The 18,560-nt window shown below is 41.9% G+C and carries 20 protein-coding genes; 1 reads left to right on the top strand and 19 read right to left on the bottom strand.

The features are described from left to right. Window positions 1–15 precede the first annotated feature (15 nt). Entirely contained in the window at window positions 16–942 is a 927-nt protein-coding gene (locus AB5Y61_RS00495) for a hypothetical protein (RefSeq protein WP_368402571.1), read from the top strand. A gap of 31 nt (window positions 943–973) precedes the next feature. Here AB5Y61_RS00495 and AB5Y61_RS00490 read toward each other — a convergent pair whose 3' ends face one another. The 19 genes from AB5Y61_RS00490 to hemA all read right to left on the bottom strand — a co-directional run bounded on the left by AB5Y61_RS00490 (window position 974) and on the right by hemA (window position 18,546). Continuing rightward, a complete protein-coding gene (locus tag AB5Y61_RS00490; protein WP_368402569.1) occupies window positions 974–1,546 on the bottom strand; it encodes a flavin reductase family protein in 573 nt (190 codons plus the stop codon). Between the two features lie 39 nt (window positions 1,547–1,585). Then, entirely contained in the window at window positions 1,586–2,242 is a 657-nt protein-coding gene (locus tag AB5Y61_RS00485) for an ABC transporter ATP-binding protein (protein ID WP_368402568.1), read from the bottom strand. Beyond that, window positions 2,229–3,020 carry an ATP-binding cassette domain-containing protein gene (locus tag AB5Y61_RS00480; RefSeq protein WP_368402567.1) on the bottom strand — a complete coding sequence of 264 codons (792 nt, stop codon included), beginning with the start codon at window positions 3,018–3,020 and terminating at the stop codon, window positions 2,229–2,231. Before AB5Y61_RS00480 ends, AB5Y61_RS00485 begins: the two co-directional genes overlap by 14 nt. Further along, entirely contained in the window at window positions 3,001–3,810 is an 810-nt protein-coding gene (locus AB5Y61_RS00475) for an ABC transporter permease (protein ID WP_006596236.1), read from the bottom strand. Before AB5Y61_RS00475 ends, AB5Y61_RS00480 begins: the two co-directional genes overlap by 20 nt. Next, window positions 3,807–4,745: an ABC transporter permease gene (locus tag AB5Y61_RS00470; RefSeq protein ID WP_368402565.1), complete on the bottom strand. Its 939-nt coding sequence runs from the start codon at window positions 4,743–4,745 to the stop codon at window positions 3,807–3,809. The genes AB5Y61_RS00475 and AB5Y61_RS00470 overlap by 4 nt, the downstream gene beginning before the upstream one ends. A gap of 143 nt (window positions 4,746–4,888) precedes the next feature. Then, window positions 4,889–6,502, bottom strand: a complete 1,614-nt coding sequence (gene nikA / locus AB5Y61_RS00465; protein WP_368402563.1) for a nickel ABC transporter substrate-binding protein — start codon at window positions 6,500–6,502, stop codon at window positions 4,889–4,891. Between the two features lie 10 nt (window positions 6,503–6,512). Then, complete coding sequence (locus AB5Y61_RS00460; RefSeq protein ID WP_368402561.1) at window positions 6,513–7,328, bottom strand: ABC transporter permease; 816 nt, start codon at window positions 7,326–7,328, stop codon at window positions 6,513–6,515. Next, window positions 7,328–8,320, bottom strand: a complete 993-nt coding sequence (locus AB5Y61_RS00455; RefSeq protein ID WP_368402559.1) for an ABC transporter permease — start codon at window positions 8,318–8,320, stop codon at window positions 7,328–7,330. The genes AB5Y61_RS00460 and AB5Y61_RS00455 overlap by 1 nt, the downstream gene beginning before the upstream one ends. Further along, the gene (locus tag AB5Y61_RS00450; protein ID WP_368402558.1) at window positions 8,317–9,087 is read right to left on the bottom strand and encodes an ABC transporter ATP-binding protein; all 771 of its coding nucleotides are present in this window, start codon (window positions 9,085–9,087) and stop codon (window positions 8,317–8,319) included. The genes AB5Y61_RS00455 and AB5Y61_RS00450 overlap by 4 nt, the downstream gene beginning before the upstream one ends. Before the next feature lie 13 nt (window positions 9,088–9,100). Then, on the bottom strand, window positions 9,101–9,862 hold the full coding sequence (locus AB5Y61_RS00445) for an ATP-binding cassette domain-containing protein (protein WP_368402556.1): 762 nt from the start codon (window positions 9,860–9,862) through the stop codon (window positions 9,101–9,103). A 4-nt stretch (window positions 9,863–9,866) separates the two neighbouring features. Then, window positions 9,867–11,402, bottom strand: a complete 1,536-nt coding sequence (locus AB5Y61_RS00440) for an ABC transporter substrate-binding protein (RefSeq protein ID WP_439145103.1) — start codon at window positions 11,400–11,402, stop codon at window positions 9,867–9,869. A gap of 95 nt (window positions 11,403–11,497) precedes the next feature. Beyond that, the gene (locus AB5Y61_RS00435; RefSeq protein WP_368402555.1) at window positions 11,498–12,109 is read right to left on the bottom strand and encodes a histidine phosphatase family protein; all 612 of its coding nucleotides are present in this window, start codon (window positions 12,107–12,109) and stop codon (window positions 11,498–11,500) included. Continuing rightward, on the bottom strand, window positions 12,106–12,828 hold the full coding sequence (cobS, locus tag AB5Y61_RS00430) for an adenosylcobinamide-GDP ribazoletransferase (RefSeq protein WP_368402553.1): 723 nt from the start codon (window positions 12,826–12,828) through the stop codon (window positions 12,106–12,108). The genes AB5Y61_RS00435 and cobS overlap by 4 nt, the downstream gene beginning before the upstream one ends. Next, complete coding sequence (cobU, locus tag AB5Y61_RS00425; RefSeq protein WP_368402552.1) at window positions 12,825–13,409, bottom strand: bifunctional adenosylcobinamide kinase/adenosylcobinamide-phosphate guanylyltransferase; 585 nt, start codon at window positions 13,407–13,409, stop codon at window positions 12,825–12,827. Before cobU ends, cobS begins: the two co-directional genes overlap by 4 nt. A gap of 10 nt (window positions 13,410–13,419) precedes the next feature. Next, window positions 13,420–14,703, bottom strand: a complete 1,284-nt coding sequence (gene hemL, locus AB5Y61_RS00420; protein WP_368402550.1) for a glutamate-1-semialdehyde 2,1-aminomutase — start codon at window positions 14,701–14,703, stop codon at window positions 13,420–13,422. Window positions 14,704–14,711: 8 nt separating this feature from the next. Continuing rightward, window positions 14,712–15,680, bottom strand: a complete 969-nt coding sequence (hemB, locus tag AB5Y61_RS00415; RefSeq protein ID WP_368402549.1) for a porphobilinogen synthase — start codon at window positions 15,678–15,680, stop codon at window positions 14,712–14,714. Continuing rightward, window positions 15,670–16,395: a uroporphyrinogen-III synthase gene (locus tag AB5Y61_RS00410; protein WP_368402548.1), complete on the bottom strand. Its 726-nt coding sequence runs from the start codon at window positions 16,393–16,395 to the stop codon at window positions 15,670–15,672. The genes hemB and AB5Y61_RS00410 overlap by 11 nt, the downstream gene beginning before the upstream one ends. After that, window positions 16,380–17,303: a hydroxymethylbilane synthase gene (gene hemC / locus AB5Y61_RS00405; protein WP_368402546.1), complete on the bottom strand. Its 924-nt coding sequence runs from the start codon at window positions 17,301–17,303 to the stop codon at window positions 16,380–16,382. Before hemC ends, AB5Y61_RS00410 begins: the two co-directional genes overlap by 16 nt. Beyond that, a complete protein-coding gene (gene hemA / locus AB5Y61_RS00400) occupies window positions 17,290–18,546 on the bottom strand; it encodes a glutamyl-tRNA reductase (protein ID WP_368402545.1) in 1,257 nt (418 codons plus the stop codon). Before hemA ends, hemC begins: the two co-directional genes overlap by 14 nt. Window positions 18,547–18,560 lie beyond the last annotated feature (14 nt).

The raw sequence follows: 18,560 nt of genomic DNA, 5'->3' as shown, positions 1-18,560 counted from the left end.
TGTTACAATAGAAAAATGCATTATATCACAGAAACATTGGGGACTTATCTTGCCTTAAAGCCCTACCACCATTATTCTTCCATTCCGTTGGTTCGTTTTGAGAAGGAAACAGCGGATACTTTCATTCTCCTCTTTAAAAGAGAGATGCAACTGTTTGTGATTGATCTAGAACAAGATTCTGGGCAAAGCCTTTTATTTGCCCATGCTAGTCTCATCGACCGTCAGGAGCTCTTAGAGGGCATCGCTGCTGTCCCTCTTGAAGCGCTTCATACTCTTTACGTTTTGGCTTTCCCCCGAGATCTGTACGAATTTTCTGAGGAAGCGCGGTTAAAGAACATCGTTGCTCTCTATCAGGCTCACGAGGACGTCCTTTCTTTTCTAAAGTCGACACGTACTATAGGGGACCAGGTCACGGCTTATGAACTCGAATGGAAAAGAACAGCAAAAAGCCTGGCAGACTTTGATCCTTTTCGTTATACGAGCCGTTCTGAGGTGGGAGCTCCTGATGATCTATCGGTTGTCTCCAGCAAAGACTATGACTTCATTCCCGATTTTCATCCCTTCTTATATAGTAAACGTGGGGGCAAGGTCTTCAGCATCCCAGCTGACTATCTGGACCCTAAAACTGGACAAAGGGCCAGCCTTGAAATCATGGGCTGGTACTTGCGAGATCAGCAGCTAAAACTTCGATGGAAACCCAAACACACGCGCAAGAGACGTTGGCGTTCTTCGCAACTCTCTATCGACATTGTCAGCAAGAACTACTTCTTTCAAGGAGAAATCTATAAAGGGACCAGTGCTCCTGTCTTTCTGGATCAGTTGGAATTTAAGGTCCCACAAGGATACCAAGCTGACCTAGAAAAAGCCTACCAAGAGTTTCTAAGCATGGTAGAGGAACGAAAACGCAAAGCCCTTCTTAGAAAAGTGGCGCTTGGAAAGTAAAAAGGCTAAGGGGTCCCCTAGCCTTTTTCTGCTATTCTTCATTTTCTCTGATTTTCTTGATGATGCTTCCCATTTGAACGCCACCATCTTTATAGTTTCTATAATAACGGCCAGCTCCATCTCCAATATAGCTGATCGGTGAGAAAGTATCGCTCTTGAAGGTACCATCTTCGTCAATCAAGTCATCTTCTACTTCACGACGGGTTACACGAGCGATAATATTGGTCAATGCTCCACATTCGACAAATTCAACAACTTGGCATTCAATGGAAACTGGACAAGCCGTTACCATTGGAGCGTCTACTGTTTCCCCAATTGTATAGTCTAGACCTGTAAGAGCAAACTTGTCCTTGCGGCTATTAAAACCAGCAATTTCAACCTCTGTTAAGAGCTCTTCTGTAGGGATATTCACGGTGAACGATCCGTGTTTTTTAATTTCTGTGACGGCATTTCCTTTGGTTCTCATAGCGACCACCATCATACTACCGAGAGTATAGGCTGAACTAGAGGTCGAAATATTATATCCATGCGCATCATCCTTGTATCCTAAGAAAAATACAGGAAATCCAAAATATAATTTACGTGTTTCAAATGTTTGTTTCACACTTTTCTCCTTTTTATTGCTTCTTGTTCCCTTGGAAGATCAGGTCGCTTCCGATAGATCCTGAATTTCACGGGTAAATTGACCATTTTCTAAGATCAGGATGCGATCACAAATGGCCCGGCACAATTGCTCATCGTGGGCGATGAAGATAAAGGTATTCTGATACTTACCATGAATCTTATAAAGCAATTGTAAAATCTGAACCTGGGTTTTGGGATCCAAACCACTGAGAGATTCATCAAAAATAATGACATCTGGGTTTAGGAGCAAGGTTCTGGCAATGCAAACTCTTTGCAACTGGCCACCACTTAATTCTCTTGCTCTTTTTTCTAGTGCTTCTGATGGTAAACCTACCTCTTTTAAAACAGTGTCGACCTGCTCCATCGGAAAATCTTTGGGAAGAGCTTCTAGCAAGATTTCTCTCACAGTAAATCGTGGATTGACTGAGTGAAAGGAATCTTGGAAAACGACTAAGATGCGAACGCCATCCTCTTTGATGGAATAGGTTTTGCCTTCTAAGAGAACCTGTCCTTGAGTTGGCTTTTCAATTCCTAAGATGACTCTTGCCAGCGTGGACTTGCCACTCCCACTTTCTCCCATAATTCCGACAATTTCACCTTTTTTGATGGATAGATTGCAATGGTCTAATACAGTTTTTCCTTGATAGTTGACCGTAATATCTTTACATTCCAGCATTATTTCTGATCACCTGCTTCAAATCTTGTTCTAAAAATAATTCCTTGGTATAGCTTTCTTTTGGAGCTGTCAAAAGATCCTCGGTTTTTCCAAATTCAACGACTTTGCCCTTCTCCAAGACCAACATATTGCCCCCGAGTTCCCTGGCTAAATAATAGTCATGGGTAACGGTAATAACCGTCTTGTGCTGAGCCAGTAAGTCTTTGATCAAGCTTAGGATCATCTCACGATTCACCCGATCGACTGCTGAGGTTGGTTCGTCTAGTATAATCGTTTCGGGATCTAGACATAAGATCATGCCTAACATAATCCGTTGGAGCATGCCTCCACTTAGTTCAAAGGAATACTGATAAAGAACTGATTCTGGATTTGCGATCCGAACCTTTTCTAAAACGTCAAGAGCTTTCTTGCGGCATTCACTTTTGGAAAGAGTTGAATGACTTTTTATGGTTTCATAGAAATGCGTCCAAATCGTTTGAAAGGGATTAAACATGGACATGGGATTTTGAACCAAATAGGCGATCTTCTGCCCTCTAAAGGCGTTCCAGTCTTTGTCTGAAAAAGAATCTAGGTGGAGTTCTCCATAATGAATCGATCCGGTCTGTTTCATGTTCCGAGGAATAATCCCTATTAAAGCCTTAGTTAAGAGCGTTTTTCCAGATCCACTTTCTCCCACCACTAGCAGGGATTCTCCCAAGGGATGGGTGAAGGAAACCCGATCCAGACGAGCCTCCTCCTGATCGACAAGAGAAAGATCTTTAATGATGAATGATTCCATTCTTCTCTCCTTTCTCTTCGATATATTCACCAAATAGGTTAAAGGAAATGACGGTTAAAAAGATAGCTAAGCCTGGTGCGATCATCATCCAAGGTGCCACTCGGAAGTAGGCCCGCGCATCATGCAACATTAAGCCCCACTCCGAAACATTGGGTTGGACTCCAATTCCTAAGAATGAAAATCCTGAAATCATCAGAATGATATTCCCAATGTTCATGAGAAGAATCACCAGTACTGGTTTGTAGATAAAGGGCAAAATATGGTTTTTGAGGATATGAAATGATCCCATTCCCATGATCTGGGAACTAATCACATAGGGCTCTTGTTTGGTAGAAATGACCAGATTTGTCACAATCCTTGCATAGTAGATCCATTCGATAATGACAATGGCAATGATCATATTGCTCATCCCTTGTCCCAAGATTCCAACAGTAGCAAGTGAAAGAAGAAAACTCGGAAAGGCCATCAAAACATTGGTCAGCCAAAGAAAGGCACCTTCCATTTTTCCTTGATACCAACCTACAACCAAACCTACGATAAAGCCGGTCACTACTTCTAAGACACTAATTGCGACAGCTAAGAATAGGGAATAGCGTGCACCATATAAGAGTCTCGAAAAAACATCTCTTCCCAATTGGTCTGTCCCTAAAAGATGTTGGGGACTTGGACTTAAGAGCTTATTAGAAACATCTACATATTGCGGATCATAAGGCGCTATAAAAGAGGCAAACAAAGCAAGGAAAACCAAGAGACCTAATATGAAAATGGAAAACATCACACTTTTTTTCATGATCCATTACCTCTCTTCCTTACTCGTGGGTCAATCCAGTGATTGACCGCTTGCGTCATGCCATTGTTTAATAAGAATAATAAGCCAAATAACATCATACATCCTTGAATTAAAGGTGTATCGATCGAACGAATCGCCTCTACAAACAAACTGCCTAATCCATTCCAGGAGAAAACTTCTTCAACAATCAAGGAACCCGTCATCAAATAGACAAAGGTTAGACTTAAACCAGTCGCAATGGATGGCAAAGCATTTCGAAGAATATGATTGGGTAAAAGATAGCGTAGTTTAACCCCTCTCATGCGCGCATTTTCAACATGTGGACTCTCCAACTGGGTCGATACAGCCTTTCTCACCAAGGCAATATATTGGCCAATCAGCGAAAAGCTTAAGGTGATACTTGGTAAGACGATGCTGAGAGGTTCATTTTTACCAGATACAGGCAATAAGCCTAATTTCACAGAAAAAATAAAAATCAACATGTATCCCAACCAAAAGGCAGGCATGGATACCGAGGTAAAGCCAAGGAAGCGCACGCATTTGTCAAAGAAGGAATTGGTCTTCAAGCCACTGATAACCCCAATGGGAATAGAAACGACAATAATCAGAATAAAGGAAGTCACTCCTAAATAAAAAGTGGATAGGAAACGACCAGCAATTAAACTGACAACGGATTCCTTCAGTAAATAAGAGGTTCCAAAGTCCAGGTGAAGAACTTTTACGAACCAAGATAGATATTGTTCAATCCAGGATTTGTCCAAGCCCAAATAGCTTCTTGCATTTTCAAGAGCTGTTGGAGTGATTGGCAAATGCCGAATTCGCAGATAATTCTCTGCTGGATCCTGTGACGTAAATTTGGTCAGGATAAAGGTAATAATAGAGATAACAAGTAAACCACTTATAAAACTAATAATTTTTTTTAAAACAGCTTTCATATCATATAAAACGTAGATCCTAAAACAATGTAATCCGCTTTAAAAGATCAACATTGATCCTCTAAAGCGGAGTCCCATATCAAAATAAAAGGATTGTCACTTTGATGGAGGCCACATTGTCTACTTCATTCAAGACCTTGTCCTTATTTGTTCACTTTTTCGATATAGCGAACTGGAAGGGCATTTTCTTCTGGAGCAAAACGAACATTTTTCAACTCACCTGTACGATAAACAGAGATCACTGACTGATAAGTCAATGGGATATAAACTGCTTCTTCATGGAGCAAGGTCAAAGCTTTCTTATAGCCAGCATCTACTTTATCTTCGTCAGCTTCTGTCAAGGTTTGTTTGATGGTTTCATCCAATTCCTTCTTAATTGGAAGGGCTTCAAGAGAAACATTTTCTGGGTGACCATGTGCAGACTCAGCTGTCAATGCTGTCATCCAGGCATGAGGGTCCCATGGAGCTCCCCAAGAGAAAGTGAGCATCATATCAAAGTTTCCTGTTTTCGCATTTGCCCAATAATCGTCTTCTTCCATGGCCGTCAATTTCACTTCGACACCAATTTTCTTCAATTCGCCTTGGAAATACTCTGCAAGATCTTTATCAGTTGCTTTTGTAGAAATGTAAGGGAAATTCAATTCCATCTTCTTGCCATCTTTGGCACGGATTCCATCAGAACCCTTCTTCCAACCAGCAGCATCCAACATTTTTTCTGCTTCTTTGTTATCAAATTTATATGGTTTTAAGCCAGCATCTGAGTGAGGAGTTGATTTAGAGAAGATGGTATCGGCAGGAGTTTCTGCCCCCATGAACAATTTCTCTGCAATTTCTTTTTTGTTAATGGCATGGTTAATTGCTTTACGAACATTCTTATCTTGAAAGACTTCTTGTTTGGCATTCAAAAGCAACAAGCGAGTAGACATTGGTTGCGAAACATCTGTTGTATATTTCTTATCTTTCTTATATTGAGCGAAGGTATTTAAACCAATCACACCATTTCCATACAGCAAATCTACTTTTCCAGATTCAAATTCTAGGGCACGTGTTTGGGCATCTGGAATAATCTTGATGGTCACTTCTTTCAGTTTTGGTTTTTCACCCCAGTAGTTTTCATTCCGTGCAAAAGTGATGTATTCGTTGGATTTTTTATCTTTGACCACCCATTGACCAGTACCAATAGGAGATTTGATTTTATTCTTAGTTGTATCATCACCATCCGGGAAGCTGGCATCTGCTAAGAAACGAATTGGACGAATCATAGAAAGATCGTAAAGTGTGGCACTGTATGGTTCTTTAAGGGTAATTTCAAAGGTATGATCATCAACAACTTTGTAACTATCCAAAACATTGGTAAAGTTAAACCATTCATGGTTTCCTTTGTTTTCTTTTGAGAAGATCGTATCGAAATTCCGCTTCACATTAGCTGCGTTGAAATCAGAGCCATCTGAGAATTTGGCTTTTCTCAAGTTGAAAGTATAGGTTTTCCCATCTTCACTAACCTTCCAGCTCTCTGCTAAGGCAGGCTCAATTTTCCCATTGTCTCCGTAACGGACAAGACCTTCATACACCAAATCTTGGATAATAAATTGATCTGGATTGTATACGTGAGGATTGACATCTCCGAAGTCTTCTCCCCAAGCAAGCGTGATTTTATCTTTTTCACCACTACTGTCTGAAGACTTGCCATTCTGCTGGCAAGCAGCTAAACACAAAACTGCTAAACTCGTAACAGCTAATTTCCAAAATTTCTTCATTATAAAAACCTCATGATTGATTATTTTTATTAACACTAGTATGTAAGGCATCTCCAAATTTTGTAATCAATAAAATGACCCCGATTAAGAAGATGCAAGGAAAAGCGACGATCCAGGGAGCCTCCTGGATATAGGTGCGACCATCATTCATCATGGCTCCCCATTCTGGAGACGGGGCCTGCGCGCCTAGTCCAACAAAACTAAGGCCAGCAATCTCCATGATGATCGTTGAAACATTAAAGATCATGGTGGTGACAATTTGTGGAAATAGACTAGGAACATAGTAATGTTTGATGGTCTTCCAAAAACTATTTCCATACATTTTTGCTGACTGAATGTAGAATTCATTTTTTAAACGCAGGGTCAGCGACCGCGTGATATAGGCATACTTGGTCCAAGCCGTTAAGCCAATGGCTATGACCGTTTGTTGCAATCCCACTCCTAACAGGCTCACAATAGCAATCACTAAGACGATGGATGGCAAGGACTGAAAAGCCGTAATGAACAAGAAAATAGCACGATCCAACTTCCCGCCTATCAAGGCACTGGTCACTCCAATCAAGGAACCAACAAGGGTTACAAAGAGGAGGATCCCGACTGCAGGCACAATGGTTTGTACTCCACCACTCAGAGTTCGAGCAAATACAGACCGGCCCACAGCATCTGTACCAAACCATTCTTGACTATTGGGTGCTTGGAGGGCATTTTCTAAATGGACCTTGGTGATGCTGTCTCCTAAAAAGAAGGGAGACAGACAAGAAACTACTAGAACCAAGAGAAGGCAGCCAGCCAAGAGATAGAGGTTACGGTGACTAACTTTTTTCATCACTTAGCCCCTCCATTTCCTTTAGGAATGACCTCTTTTTTAAAAAGAAGGAAGGGGGTTGGTTGCGATAGACGGGCCTTCGGATTTAGCCAGGTAATCAAGGCTTGGGTGGTAAAATTGACAAGCAATACCCCAAGTGTAATCACCAGAACAGCACCTTGGACTAGAGGATAATCCCGATTGACCACAACTGCAATCAGCATTTTTCCAATTCCTGGCCAAGAGAATAAATACTCTATGATAGCAACACCTCCTAACAGAGAACCCAGTGACAAACTCACCAATGTCAACAAAAAGGGAAGGGTATTATACAAGACATCCTTAAATAGAATGCGACCTTCCGGTATGCCACGTCCTCTGGCCCCTTCGACTGCTGGTGACTGCAGCTCATCTATGATGGCCGTTCTTAATTGAGGAATATAGCGTGTAGACATGGTCAGGGCCATGGTAGAAATCGGTAAAATTAAGCCCCATTCATTTGCGGTTGACTGAATAGGAAACCAGCCAAGCTTGACCGAAAAGACAAGCATTAAGAGAATTCCAATGACAAAACTAGGAATGGCATTTAAAAATGCGCAAACCGTCATTATACATCGATCCAGTCCACTACCGATATGATAGGCTGCATATATCGCGAGAGGAAGGGAAATGGCAAGCGTTGCTAACAAGATATGGATCCCTAGATAGATCGTATTTGGAAAGTAAAAGACCAATTGATCCCAAACTGGAGCTCCTGTACGATAGCTGATCCCAAAATTCCCTTGGAGGATGTTTCCTAACCATCTCAGATATTGCAGTATAAAACTATCATTAAAGCCCATCTCAGCTCGTTTTATCTCTAGTAGTTCTTTGGTATAAGGAATTCCTTGCGCATTTAAGATACTTTCTGCAGGGTCCCCTTTGGCTAGATACACTAACAAGAAAGAAAGAAAGCTAACACAGAGCAGAATCAAAACCATTTGAAACAGTAATTTGATGAAATATCTTATCATAGCTCCCTTCCTTCTTCCTGATATGGTTTCATCAACATTTTGGTGTAGTCTGATTGAGGATTTCGCAAAACGTCTGACATCACCCCTTTCTCTTGAATTTTTCCATCTTTTAGTACCATGATTTCATCACAAAATTGGCTGACCAGCGCAATATCGTGTGAAATAAAGAGAAAAGAAGTTTGGGAGCTATTCTGAATCTCTTGTAGAAGGTCCATCACTCCCTCTTGGACAGTCACGTCTAAGGCACTGGTGATCTCATCACAAATCAATAAGTCAGGCTGGACCAAGAGAGCTCTGGCTATAGCCATCCGTTGACATTCTCCGCCACTTAATTGGTGGGGAAACTGCTGCGCCAGATCCGGATGCAAGCCAACCCTTTCCAAGAGTTGGTGAATCTGCTCTTCCATCTCCTTCTTAGTCTTACAAATCTTAAAATTCTGACAAACCTCTTCTAAACTGGCTTGTAAGGTCCTTTTGGGATGAAAGGCTTCTTGGGGCTGTTGAGAAATGTATTGCACCTTTTTGTAAAACTCAAAGTCTGTATAAGTCGTCAGCGATTGCCCCAAGAACTGAATACTTCCCTCTTGCAGATTCAGGAGTCGACTCAGAATTTTGGCAATGGTGCTTTTACCCGAACCGGATTCTCCAACCAAACCAAGCCGATGCCCTTTTTCTAGCGTAAAGGAGACATCAAAAACACCTGCTAGATGATGAAGCGGATCATTATAATGATGAGTGAGATCTTTACATTCGAGTAAATAGGTCATTTGGTGACTCCTGCTACAATTTTAATTTTGGAATAGCCCTTAGTAACTTCTGGGTGTAAGAATGTTGCGGATTTTGGAAAATATGATCGCGACTTCCTTCTTCCACAATCTTCCCCTCCTTCATAACCAAGATCCTATCTGCCAACCTTTTTGCAACACTCATATCATGAGTAACAAATAAGAGGCTAGATTCTTCGGTCCTTAGCAATTCAATCAAGGTTTGAATAAACGATTCCTTGGAGAGAACATCCAGGGCACTGGTCGGCTCATCTGCTAAGAGCAATTTAGGATGACTGGCTAAGGCCAAAGCAATGGCCACTCGTTGCATCATACCTCCACTGAGTTCAAAAGGGTACTTTGATGGAACCTGTGCTGGATCTAAGCCAACCATCTGGAGGCATTCCTCTAACGATCTCATCTTTTCTACTTGAGAGCCATGACTCTTGACGAGATCCTCGTAATGGTGCTTGATTTTACGGTTATTGTTAAAACCGAGACTGGACTGTTGGGTAATCCAGGCCAGTTCTGTCCCCACAAAGGGATAAGAAACCCGCTTCTTTTGTGGGCTGATGGCCTGATCCCTATAAGAAATCCTGCCTTGGGTAAAGACTAAGTCATTCAAGGGAAGACCCAAAAGCAGTTTTAAAATCGTTGTTTTGCCACTTCCGCTTTCTCCGACGATTCCGACTGCTTCACCTGCCGAAACGGTTAGAGAAAGTCGATCTAAAATAACCTTTGACGGGGAAGAAACCGTGACATTCGTCAGTTGCAACATAGCTTTACTCCTTCGAGAGTTTGTTGGTTACATGATAATAATCTGTTGGATGGGATTCCAAATGAGAGATGGATTTGTCCATGACGATAGCAACTTTATAAAATCCAATGATCGTATACCCATGATCCTTATCCATAAGGGCTTGAATGTCCTTGCTCAATTGGATCCGTTTTTTCTGATCGGTCTCAGTTGCTAGCGCTTCGATCTTCTGATCAGCTTCCGCATTGCTATAATGACCGACATTTCCTACTCCCCCAGTTTTGACAGCTGAGTTAAAGTAAGCATATGGATCGCCAATCGGAGCAGCTACGACGGCATAAGGCGTGAAGGCGTAATCTTTCTCCGTTGCGACAGCACTCACTTCCACCTTACGAATCTTCGCTTCAATTCCTACCTCTTTTAATTGTTGTTGAGAAGCTTCAATGGCTAACGGCATTTCTGGTAAACGGGTAAAGGAGAGCAATTCAATCGTGACTTTCTTTCCATCTTTTTCACGGTAGCCATCGCCATCGGTATCCTTGTAGCCAGCCTCATCTAACAGTTTCTTAGCTTTTTCTACATTAAACTCATGAACACTTTTATCTAAGGCAAAATCGGAGCTAGAAGGGAGCGGTCCAGTAGCTGGTACGGCCGCACCTTTAAAGAGGGATTCTGTATAAGTTTTCTTGTCGACCAAGGTATCCAAAGCTTGACGGAACTGATCATCTGCTACATAAGGATTTTCAAAGTTGTAGACATAGCTTAAGTAACGGCCACCTTCTTTTTCAGAAATTTTATACTGGCTGTCCTTCTTATAGCTTGCTAAATTAGCATATGGGAGCCCATAAACAGCATCAACTTCTTTGGATTGAAGGGCTGCAGAAATGGCTGTCGGATCAGAGAAATATTTAATCTGAACCTGTGCGACCTTCGCTTTACCACCCCAATAGTTTTCATAGGCCTCTAAAGTAGCTCCTGTTTCTGGCGTATATGTCTTGATGAGAAATGGTCCTGTCCCTACTGGTGCTTTATCTGAGGCAGCTTTTCCATCTACGTCTACAATAACAGAGTAAGGCTCTGCTAGTAGATTCTTCATAATGGGCTGTTCTGATTTTGTTTTGATGGTCACAGTTTGACCGTCAGATTTGATACTCTCTACTCCAAGGTCAGCAGCCGCGCGCTTACTCTTTTCAATCAGTCGTTTTAGAGAGGCTTCCACCTTAGCACCTGTCATCTTTTCCCCATTTTGGAAAGTGACATCATTGCGAAGGGTGATTTTCCACTCTAATTGAGAAATTTGTTCGATTTTTTCAGCTAGCCAGGGTTGAGGGACTAATTGATCATCCATTTTAAATAAGGTTTCTCCAACTCCATAACGAACAGTAAACCAACCATTATATTCATCTGCCGGATCAATATTGGTTGGGAATTGGGTATAACCAATCGTCACCGTTTGAGCATTTTTAGCTGCTTCTGGTGATGAGGGTTGATTAGCTTTTGCACAACCCATAAGGGCTAGACTCATGAGAGTCGCTCCGATCATAAATTTCCATTTTTTCATTTGTATCCTCATTCTATTAATATATTTTCCTTCAAGAAAATAAGAACAAAAGAAAATTTCTCTTACCTTCTTGACTCACCCAGTTGCCATCTTCATCAGCTTTCGCTTGCATGATCCTTCTCGCCACATTCTGTAAGTAACGTTTCTTCCCAAGGATCCTTGTCTTCTAGGAGTAAAACAGTACCTTGAGGGATATCAATCGACCAAAAGTCAGCTTCCGGATCTACTAAAAATTGATAAATCAAGCGCAAAACACCTAGATGCCCAACTATCGCAATTTCATCATCATCTGTTTCACGAATCTCTTCGACAATGGATTGGACCCGATCTTTAAATTTTTGAAAGGGTTCTGCCTTAGATGGAGTTACGTCAAAGGGACTTTCCAACCATTCTTCCCAAACTAAGGGAAAGGCAGCTTGAATTTCATTGGCTGTCCTTCCCTCCCATAAGCCGAAATCTCTTTCGTTCAAGGCTTTATAAGCCGTTGGTTTCTGATCTGGGAAAATGATGGCTGCTGTTTCTTGCGTTCTTTTGAGCTGACTAGTATAAACCTGCGAAATGCTTTTTCCTTTCATCAATTGATGAAGGAGGGCAGCTTGTTCTTTTCCCGTCTCATTGATGGAGACATCCGCTTTTCCATAGAAAAACCGTTTTTTATTAAAGTCTGTTTCTCCATGGCGAATCAGGTACCACTTTTTTACTGTCATATGATCATTCCTATTAAAAATAATATCTGGGCTACTTCTACTGATGCTCCTAAGGTATCCCCTGTCTCCCCATCAATCTTTTGGTAAACGAACCAGCGAAAGGCAAGAGACCCTATGATGACCAAGCTATAAGCAAGGAGCCCTTTGAGCCAAAAGCCAGCCATAAGAACAGCCAGTGGGACAATCTGAGCTAAGAGGATGGAACTGGTCTTGGTTCCGGAAAAGAAGTTTCCAGAGCCACCAGATTCTCTAGCATAGCGCATCTTGTAGAGCTGAATGGTCAAACCAACCTTTCCAATCATTGATAAAGAAGCGACAATCAGCCACTTGGGCTGGGGAAGATATGGTCCCATGGCGATCATGAGGCCGTAATAGAAAATTAAGGCCAAGACACCGTTACTACCGATACGGCTGTCTTTCATGATTTCCAACATCCGTTCCTTGGAACGAGAAGAGAATAAGCCATCAGCTGTATCAGCAAGACCATCTAAATGGAAGCCTCCCGTTAAAAGAACATCAAAGAACAAGGTCAAAATCCAGGCAATGGTGTCAGGAAGTACCAAAGATGTCAAAACAAAAAATAAGGAGGAAATGAGCCCTAATAAGAGACCAAAGAGCGTTAAAACGGGAACTCCTTTTCGCACATAGGAGAGATCAACCGCTTTTGGAATCACAATCCGACTAAAAAATTGTGTATAGATAATCAGTGCTGAAATCATTTTAACTGCTGTGCTAGTCCACAAATAACTAAGTAGACTTCACTTGCCTCCTTTGCAATTAATTGATTGACCCGACCTTGAAGATCTCTAAAGTAACGTCCTAGACGCGTGTCCGGAACAATACCCAGACCCACTTCATTGGTGACAATCCAAAAAGTAGCTTCGCGTTTCTTCATAGCAGAAAGAATCTGAGACCACTCGGCTTCCATGGCTTCCAAAATTCGGGCTTGTTCGGCTTTACTTAAAAACTGCTCATCTGATAAGTAGCCTTTCTCGGGATACCACTCATTGACCAAATCAAAGAGCCGATTGGTCGTCAACATGGTCGCACAGTCTACTAAGTAATCACCGTGTTCGTCTTGTTCAATCCATCTAGCTAAGTCCCGGTATTGCTCAAGCGTATCCCAGCTTTGTGGACGTCTTTGTTGATGGAGCTTGACCCGTTCCTGCCACTCTGGATCCTCTTTCATCACGAGACCAGTTGCGATATAACAAACCCCTTCCTTCTGGATGAGTTTTGATTCAGCAAAGGAGGATTTGCCACTACGAGCGCCACCCGTGACTAAAACAATCTTCCCCATAATCTTCCTTTCATGACAACTGGCTAAAGGCTTTGTCAAAAGCAGCTAAAGTACGGTCCAGATCTTCAAAGGAATGGGCACTGGATAAGAAGTTGCTCTCATACTGAGATGGTGCAATATAAACACCTTCTTCTAAAAGCAAGCCATGAACCTTGGCAAAAAGCTGATGATCTGCTTCTTTGGAATCTTCAAAATTCAAAACTGGTTTTTCTGAGAAGAAAAATCCAAACATGGTTCCAACAGAGACTACTTGAAGGGCTACGCCATGTTTTTCTGCCAACTGGCGAAGCCCCTGACAGAGATAGTCTGTCTTTTCAACCGTTTGATCAAAGACTTCCTTGGTTAATAGGCGCAAGTTTTCATAGCCAGCTGCCATGGCAATTGGATTTCCTGATAAAGTACCCGCTTGATAAATATCTCCTAAAGGAGCAATTTGGTTCATGTATTGAGCTTTTCCACCAAAAGCAGCAACTGGGAATCCACCACCAATGACTTTTCCTAGACAGATCAAATCTGGATCGACTTGATACAAGCCCACTGCCCCTTGGTAATGAGCCCGAAAACCAGTCATGACTTCATCCATGATAAAGAGTGAACCTGCTTCTGTTGTGAGACGGCGAATCTCCTCGATAAATTCTTGGTGGCCTGAAATCAAGCCCATATTGCCGGCAACAGCTTCTACGATCACACAGGCAATTTCTGCACCGTGTTCTTCAAAGCAGGTCCGTAAAGCCTCTAGATCGTTATAAGGAAGGGCAATGGTCTCACGCGCCACCTCAGGAATCACACCTGCTGAATCAGCAATACCAAAGCTTGCTACACCAGAGCCAGCTTGTACCAAGAAAGAATCACTATGTCCATGGTAGCAACCAATAAATTTCACTACTTTTGGTCGTTTGGTAATCCCACGCGCTAAACGGATGGCACTCATGGTTGCCTCTGTACCAGAATTGACCATTCGAATTCTCTCTACAAAAGGGAGACGTTCTTTAATAAGCTTGCCTAGTTTGATTTCACGTGGACTCGGTGCACCATAACTAGTACCTTCCCATAGGGCATCTTGTACTTTTTCAAGAACATCTTTAGGAGCATGACCTAAAATCATAGGTCCCCAAGAGAGCACGTAATCCACAAATTGATTCCCATCTACATCATAGAGATAAGCTCCTTGAGCATGGTCTATAAAGAGAGGATTGCCACCGACTGCCTTAAAAGCTCGTACAGGGCTATTGACACCACCTGGGAAAATGGATTCTGCTTCTTTGAAGTAATCATTTGATTGTGTTCGTTTCATCTTTCATCCTAGCCTTTCAAATATCCTGCTACATCCTTGGCAAAATAAGATATGATTAAATCCGCTCCTGCTCGCTTCATTCCGATAAGACTTTCCATGACAACGGCACGCTCATCAATCCAACCTTGGGCAGCAGCAGCCTTCACCATACTGTATTCCCCACTGACATTATAAGCGACTAGAGGAAGATCACTTTGATTTCTTAGATCTCTCAAGACATCTAAGAAGGCAAGAGCTGGTTTTACCATGAGGAAATCTGCTCCTTCTTCTTCATCACTTTGAGCCTCCCGCAGAGCTTCTAAACGGTTTGCTGGATCCATCTGATAGGTTTTTCTATCCCCAAATGCCGGAGCACTCTCACCAGCATCACGAAATGGTCCATAAAAACTAGAAGCAAATTTAACCGAATAAGACATAATGGGTACCATGTCAAAGCCAGACTTGTCTAGGCCTTCTCGAATCGCTGTAACATATCCATCCATAGCATTGGACGGTGCAATGATATCTGCCCCCGCTTCAGCTTGACTAATCGCTACTTGGACTAAGCGTTCCAAAGAAAGATCGTTCACAACCGTTTCACCATCTAGAATGCCACAATGGCCATGATTCGTAAATTCACAGAGACAGGTATCTGCTACAAGAATGAGATCTGGATAGTGTTGCTTGATCAAGCGAAGGGATTTTTGAACAATTCCATCCGGATTAGAAGCTTCTGAACCAACTTCATCTTTAAGAGCTGGAATTCCAAAGATTATAAAAGATTTAATCCCGAGTTGTACACAGGATTCGACTTCTTCTAGAAGATCTGCTAAGGCAAATTGATAGGCTCCTGGCATGGAAGCCACTTCTTCTTTTTGCTCTAGATTCTCCTTTACAAAGAGTGGTTGAATAAAGTCATTGACACTTACAGTCGTTTCTCTGACCAAATCTCTCATAAGAGGATTTTTTCTTAGTCTACGATGTCTTTTAAAATTCATGTTCTTTAATCTCCTTTATGATCAGCTCAACCAATTTCACCATTGATGGACTTGAAGGAATATAGTTTACGGAAACACCACAATCTAAAACAGCTTTTGCTGTAGTCTCTCCAATAACGCCAATTTGGTGATGTTTTGGCAAAGAAAGCCCTTCTTGATAAAAAACATCCCAGGCTGATGGACTAGCAAAGGTCCATACACATGGTTCTTTTAAGGATAGAAGCTCTCTTATTTTAGCGATTCCCTCTTGATTGGCAACAGTTTGATAGAGGGGCCAAGCATAAACATCATGCCCCAATTCTTGTAACATTTTTGGATAGGTTGGATTAGCAAGATCACTGTGTGGGAACAAAATAGCTTGATGATCCCCGTATCGACTTGCCCACTCCTTGATAAAATCCACTCCATACTGGCTACTAGACTCAAAAGTGACATCAATATCTTGTTCTTTTAATAGCTTACTAGTCTGGCTTCCAATCGACGCAATCTTCAAATCAGGTCTCAAATAGGGAAGAAATAATTGGACGGTATTGGCACTGGTAAAGAAGACCCAATCAGCTTTGTCCAGTTTGTCATCCAGCATTGGTGGAATCGGATTGCCTTGCGTGCAAATCAATGGTGCATGCATCCATCTTACTTGGTTCTGCTCCAATAGGGTTTGTAATTCGACAGAAGGTTTCTGTTCCCTTGTAAAAATAATTAAGCTTCCCACCATTTGTCTGTTAAGGCTCCTTCTTCCATTAATTGCTCCAGAGCACGTTTGGGTAGGTCGCTTCCATCCTCAGACGCGAGAGCTACATGCAGGCAACGGTCTTTGGCATCTGCTAGCATAGCTTCTAAATGATAGTGACCATCCGTGAATTGAGCATGAGCTCCAACTGGGAAGGTACAATCCGCATTCATCAAGCTTAAGAAACTTCTTTCCAATTGGATGCAGTTTTCTACTTCTTTATCATGGATAGAAGCCAATATTTCCAGGACGTCCTCATCATCTTCCCGACATTCAACGGCTAATGCCCCTTGCGAAACAGCAGGAATAAATGTATGAGGATCTAAAAATTCTAAGTTGAGAGAGGGCGACTGATCTAAATACCCGATCCGTTTTAGGCCAGCAGCAGCTAACACGATAGCATCGCATTCGCCTTCTTGTAACTTGCGGATGCGCGAATCAATATTTCCACGTAAAGGTTTGAATTGGAGATCACTTCTTAGACTCTGAAGTTGGACCTGGCGTCGAATACTACTGGTCCCTACAACGGCTCCTTGAGGAAGAGTGGCCAAGGTCATCCCTTCTTCTCTATAGATCAGACAGTCTCTGACATCTTCTCGCTCCGGAATGGCACCAATGGTACATCCGTCCACAAGGATAGAAGGAACATCTTTTAAACTATGGATGGCGATATCGATGTCTTGATTTAAGAGCGCCTGTTCAATTTCCTTGACAAAAACGCCTTTTCCACCAATGGTTTGCAGAGAAACATGAACCAACCGATCTCCTTGGGTTTTATAAGGGACCAATTCAAACTCCACATCAGGATGGCATTCTTTTAAACGCTCTACCACCATTTTGGTCTGGGTCATGGCCAACTGGCTTTTTCTGGTTCCAACTTTAATGCTTCTCATGGTTTACTCCCTTTCCACTATGTAGATCGAAGATTTTTGCAATCAAGGCAATATCATATTCTGAATTTTCACCCACAGACATTTCTTTCAATTGCAACAAAGGCTCTTTCAAGATCTGATTGATAATGCTCTTCATATGCTTGGAAATTTGTTTCTTTTCTCGATCAGTAAGATCTGGAAGTTTGCGTAATAAGCTTTCCATAGCTGACTGCTGAGCCTGGATGGCTTTTTCTCGAATCTCTTGAATCAGGGGAATAATGCCTAACTGCTGCTTCCACTCTTCAAAACTCACTAGTTCATTGGAAATCTCTGCTTCGATATTTTTAGCAATCTCATTTCTTTCCTCAAAAAAAGCTTGCAATTCACTGGTAATATTTTCGATATTGTGAATGGTAATGGCCGAATTTGGATGGCAGGTCCGTGGTAAACACAAGTCGAAAACAATTGCTCCTGCTTTCACCATATGCGGATAGAGAATATAGCCTTCAGACTTGATAGCAGTGAAAATAATATCCGCATCTTTCACGGCTTCTTCTAAATCATCCCAAGAATAAGCCTGAATACGATCTTCTGTTAAATAAGGGTTAGCCTTGGAAAGGGTGCGATTGACCAAGCGGATAGACTGAAAAGGACGTTGTAGAACATACTTGGTAACCAATTGGCCAATTTCCCCTAATCCAATGACCACGATTTTGGTATTCTCATAATCAAGGTCTTCCTTATCCAACATTTGTAAAGAGGTCAAACCGATGGACATGGGACGGGCATTGATGCGGTAAACATCGTGCATTCTTTTAGCAAAGGTCACCGCTTGCCGAAAAGCTTGATTGAGGACGATTCCTGTCGTACCAGTTTCTTGGGCGCTCAAAAAGGCCTGCTTTAATTGACCGAGAACTTGTGTTTCACCTACAATCTTGGAATCTAAGCCAATAGATACCCGAAATAAATGTTCTAAGGCCTCATTGCCTTCTTTAAAGGTAAGATAAGGCTCCAAATCTTCAATATCTATCTGAAACCAATCCGCTAGAAAGTGCTTGGAATAATACCGACCAGTATGTAACTGATCAACCACTAAGTACAACTCTGTTCGATTACAGGTTGAAAGGATGACATCCTCCAGAATACTTTTTTCTGCTTTTAATTTTTTGAGCGCAGCAATTTTTTCCTCATCAGAAAAATGTACCCGCTCTAAAACTGATAAGGGTGCTACACGATGTGTGACACCAACATATAATAAATACATTCTATCCGCCTCGT

The organism is Streptococcus parasanguinis, from assembly GCF_040908565.1.
Taxonomy (GTDB): domain Bacteria; phylum Bacillota; class Bacilli; order Lactobacillales; family Streptococcaceae; genus Streptococcus; species Streptococcus parasanguinis_AC.
This window is presented reverse-complemented; position numbering and strand designations above follow the sequence as displayed.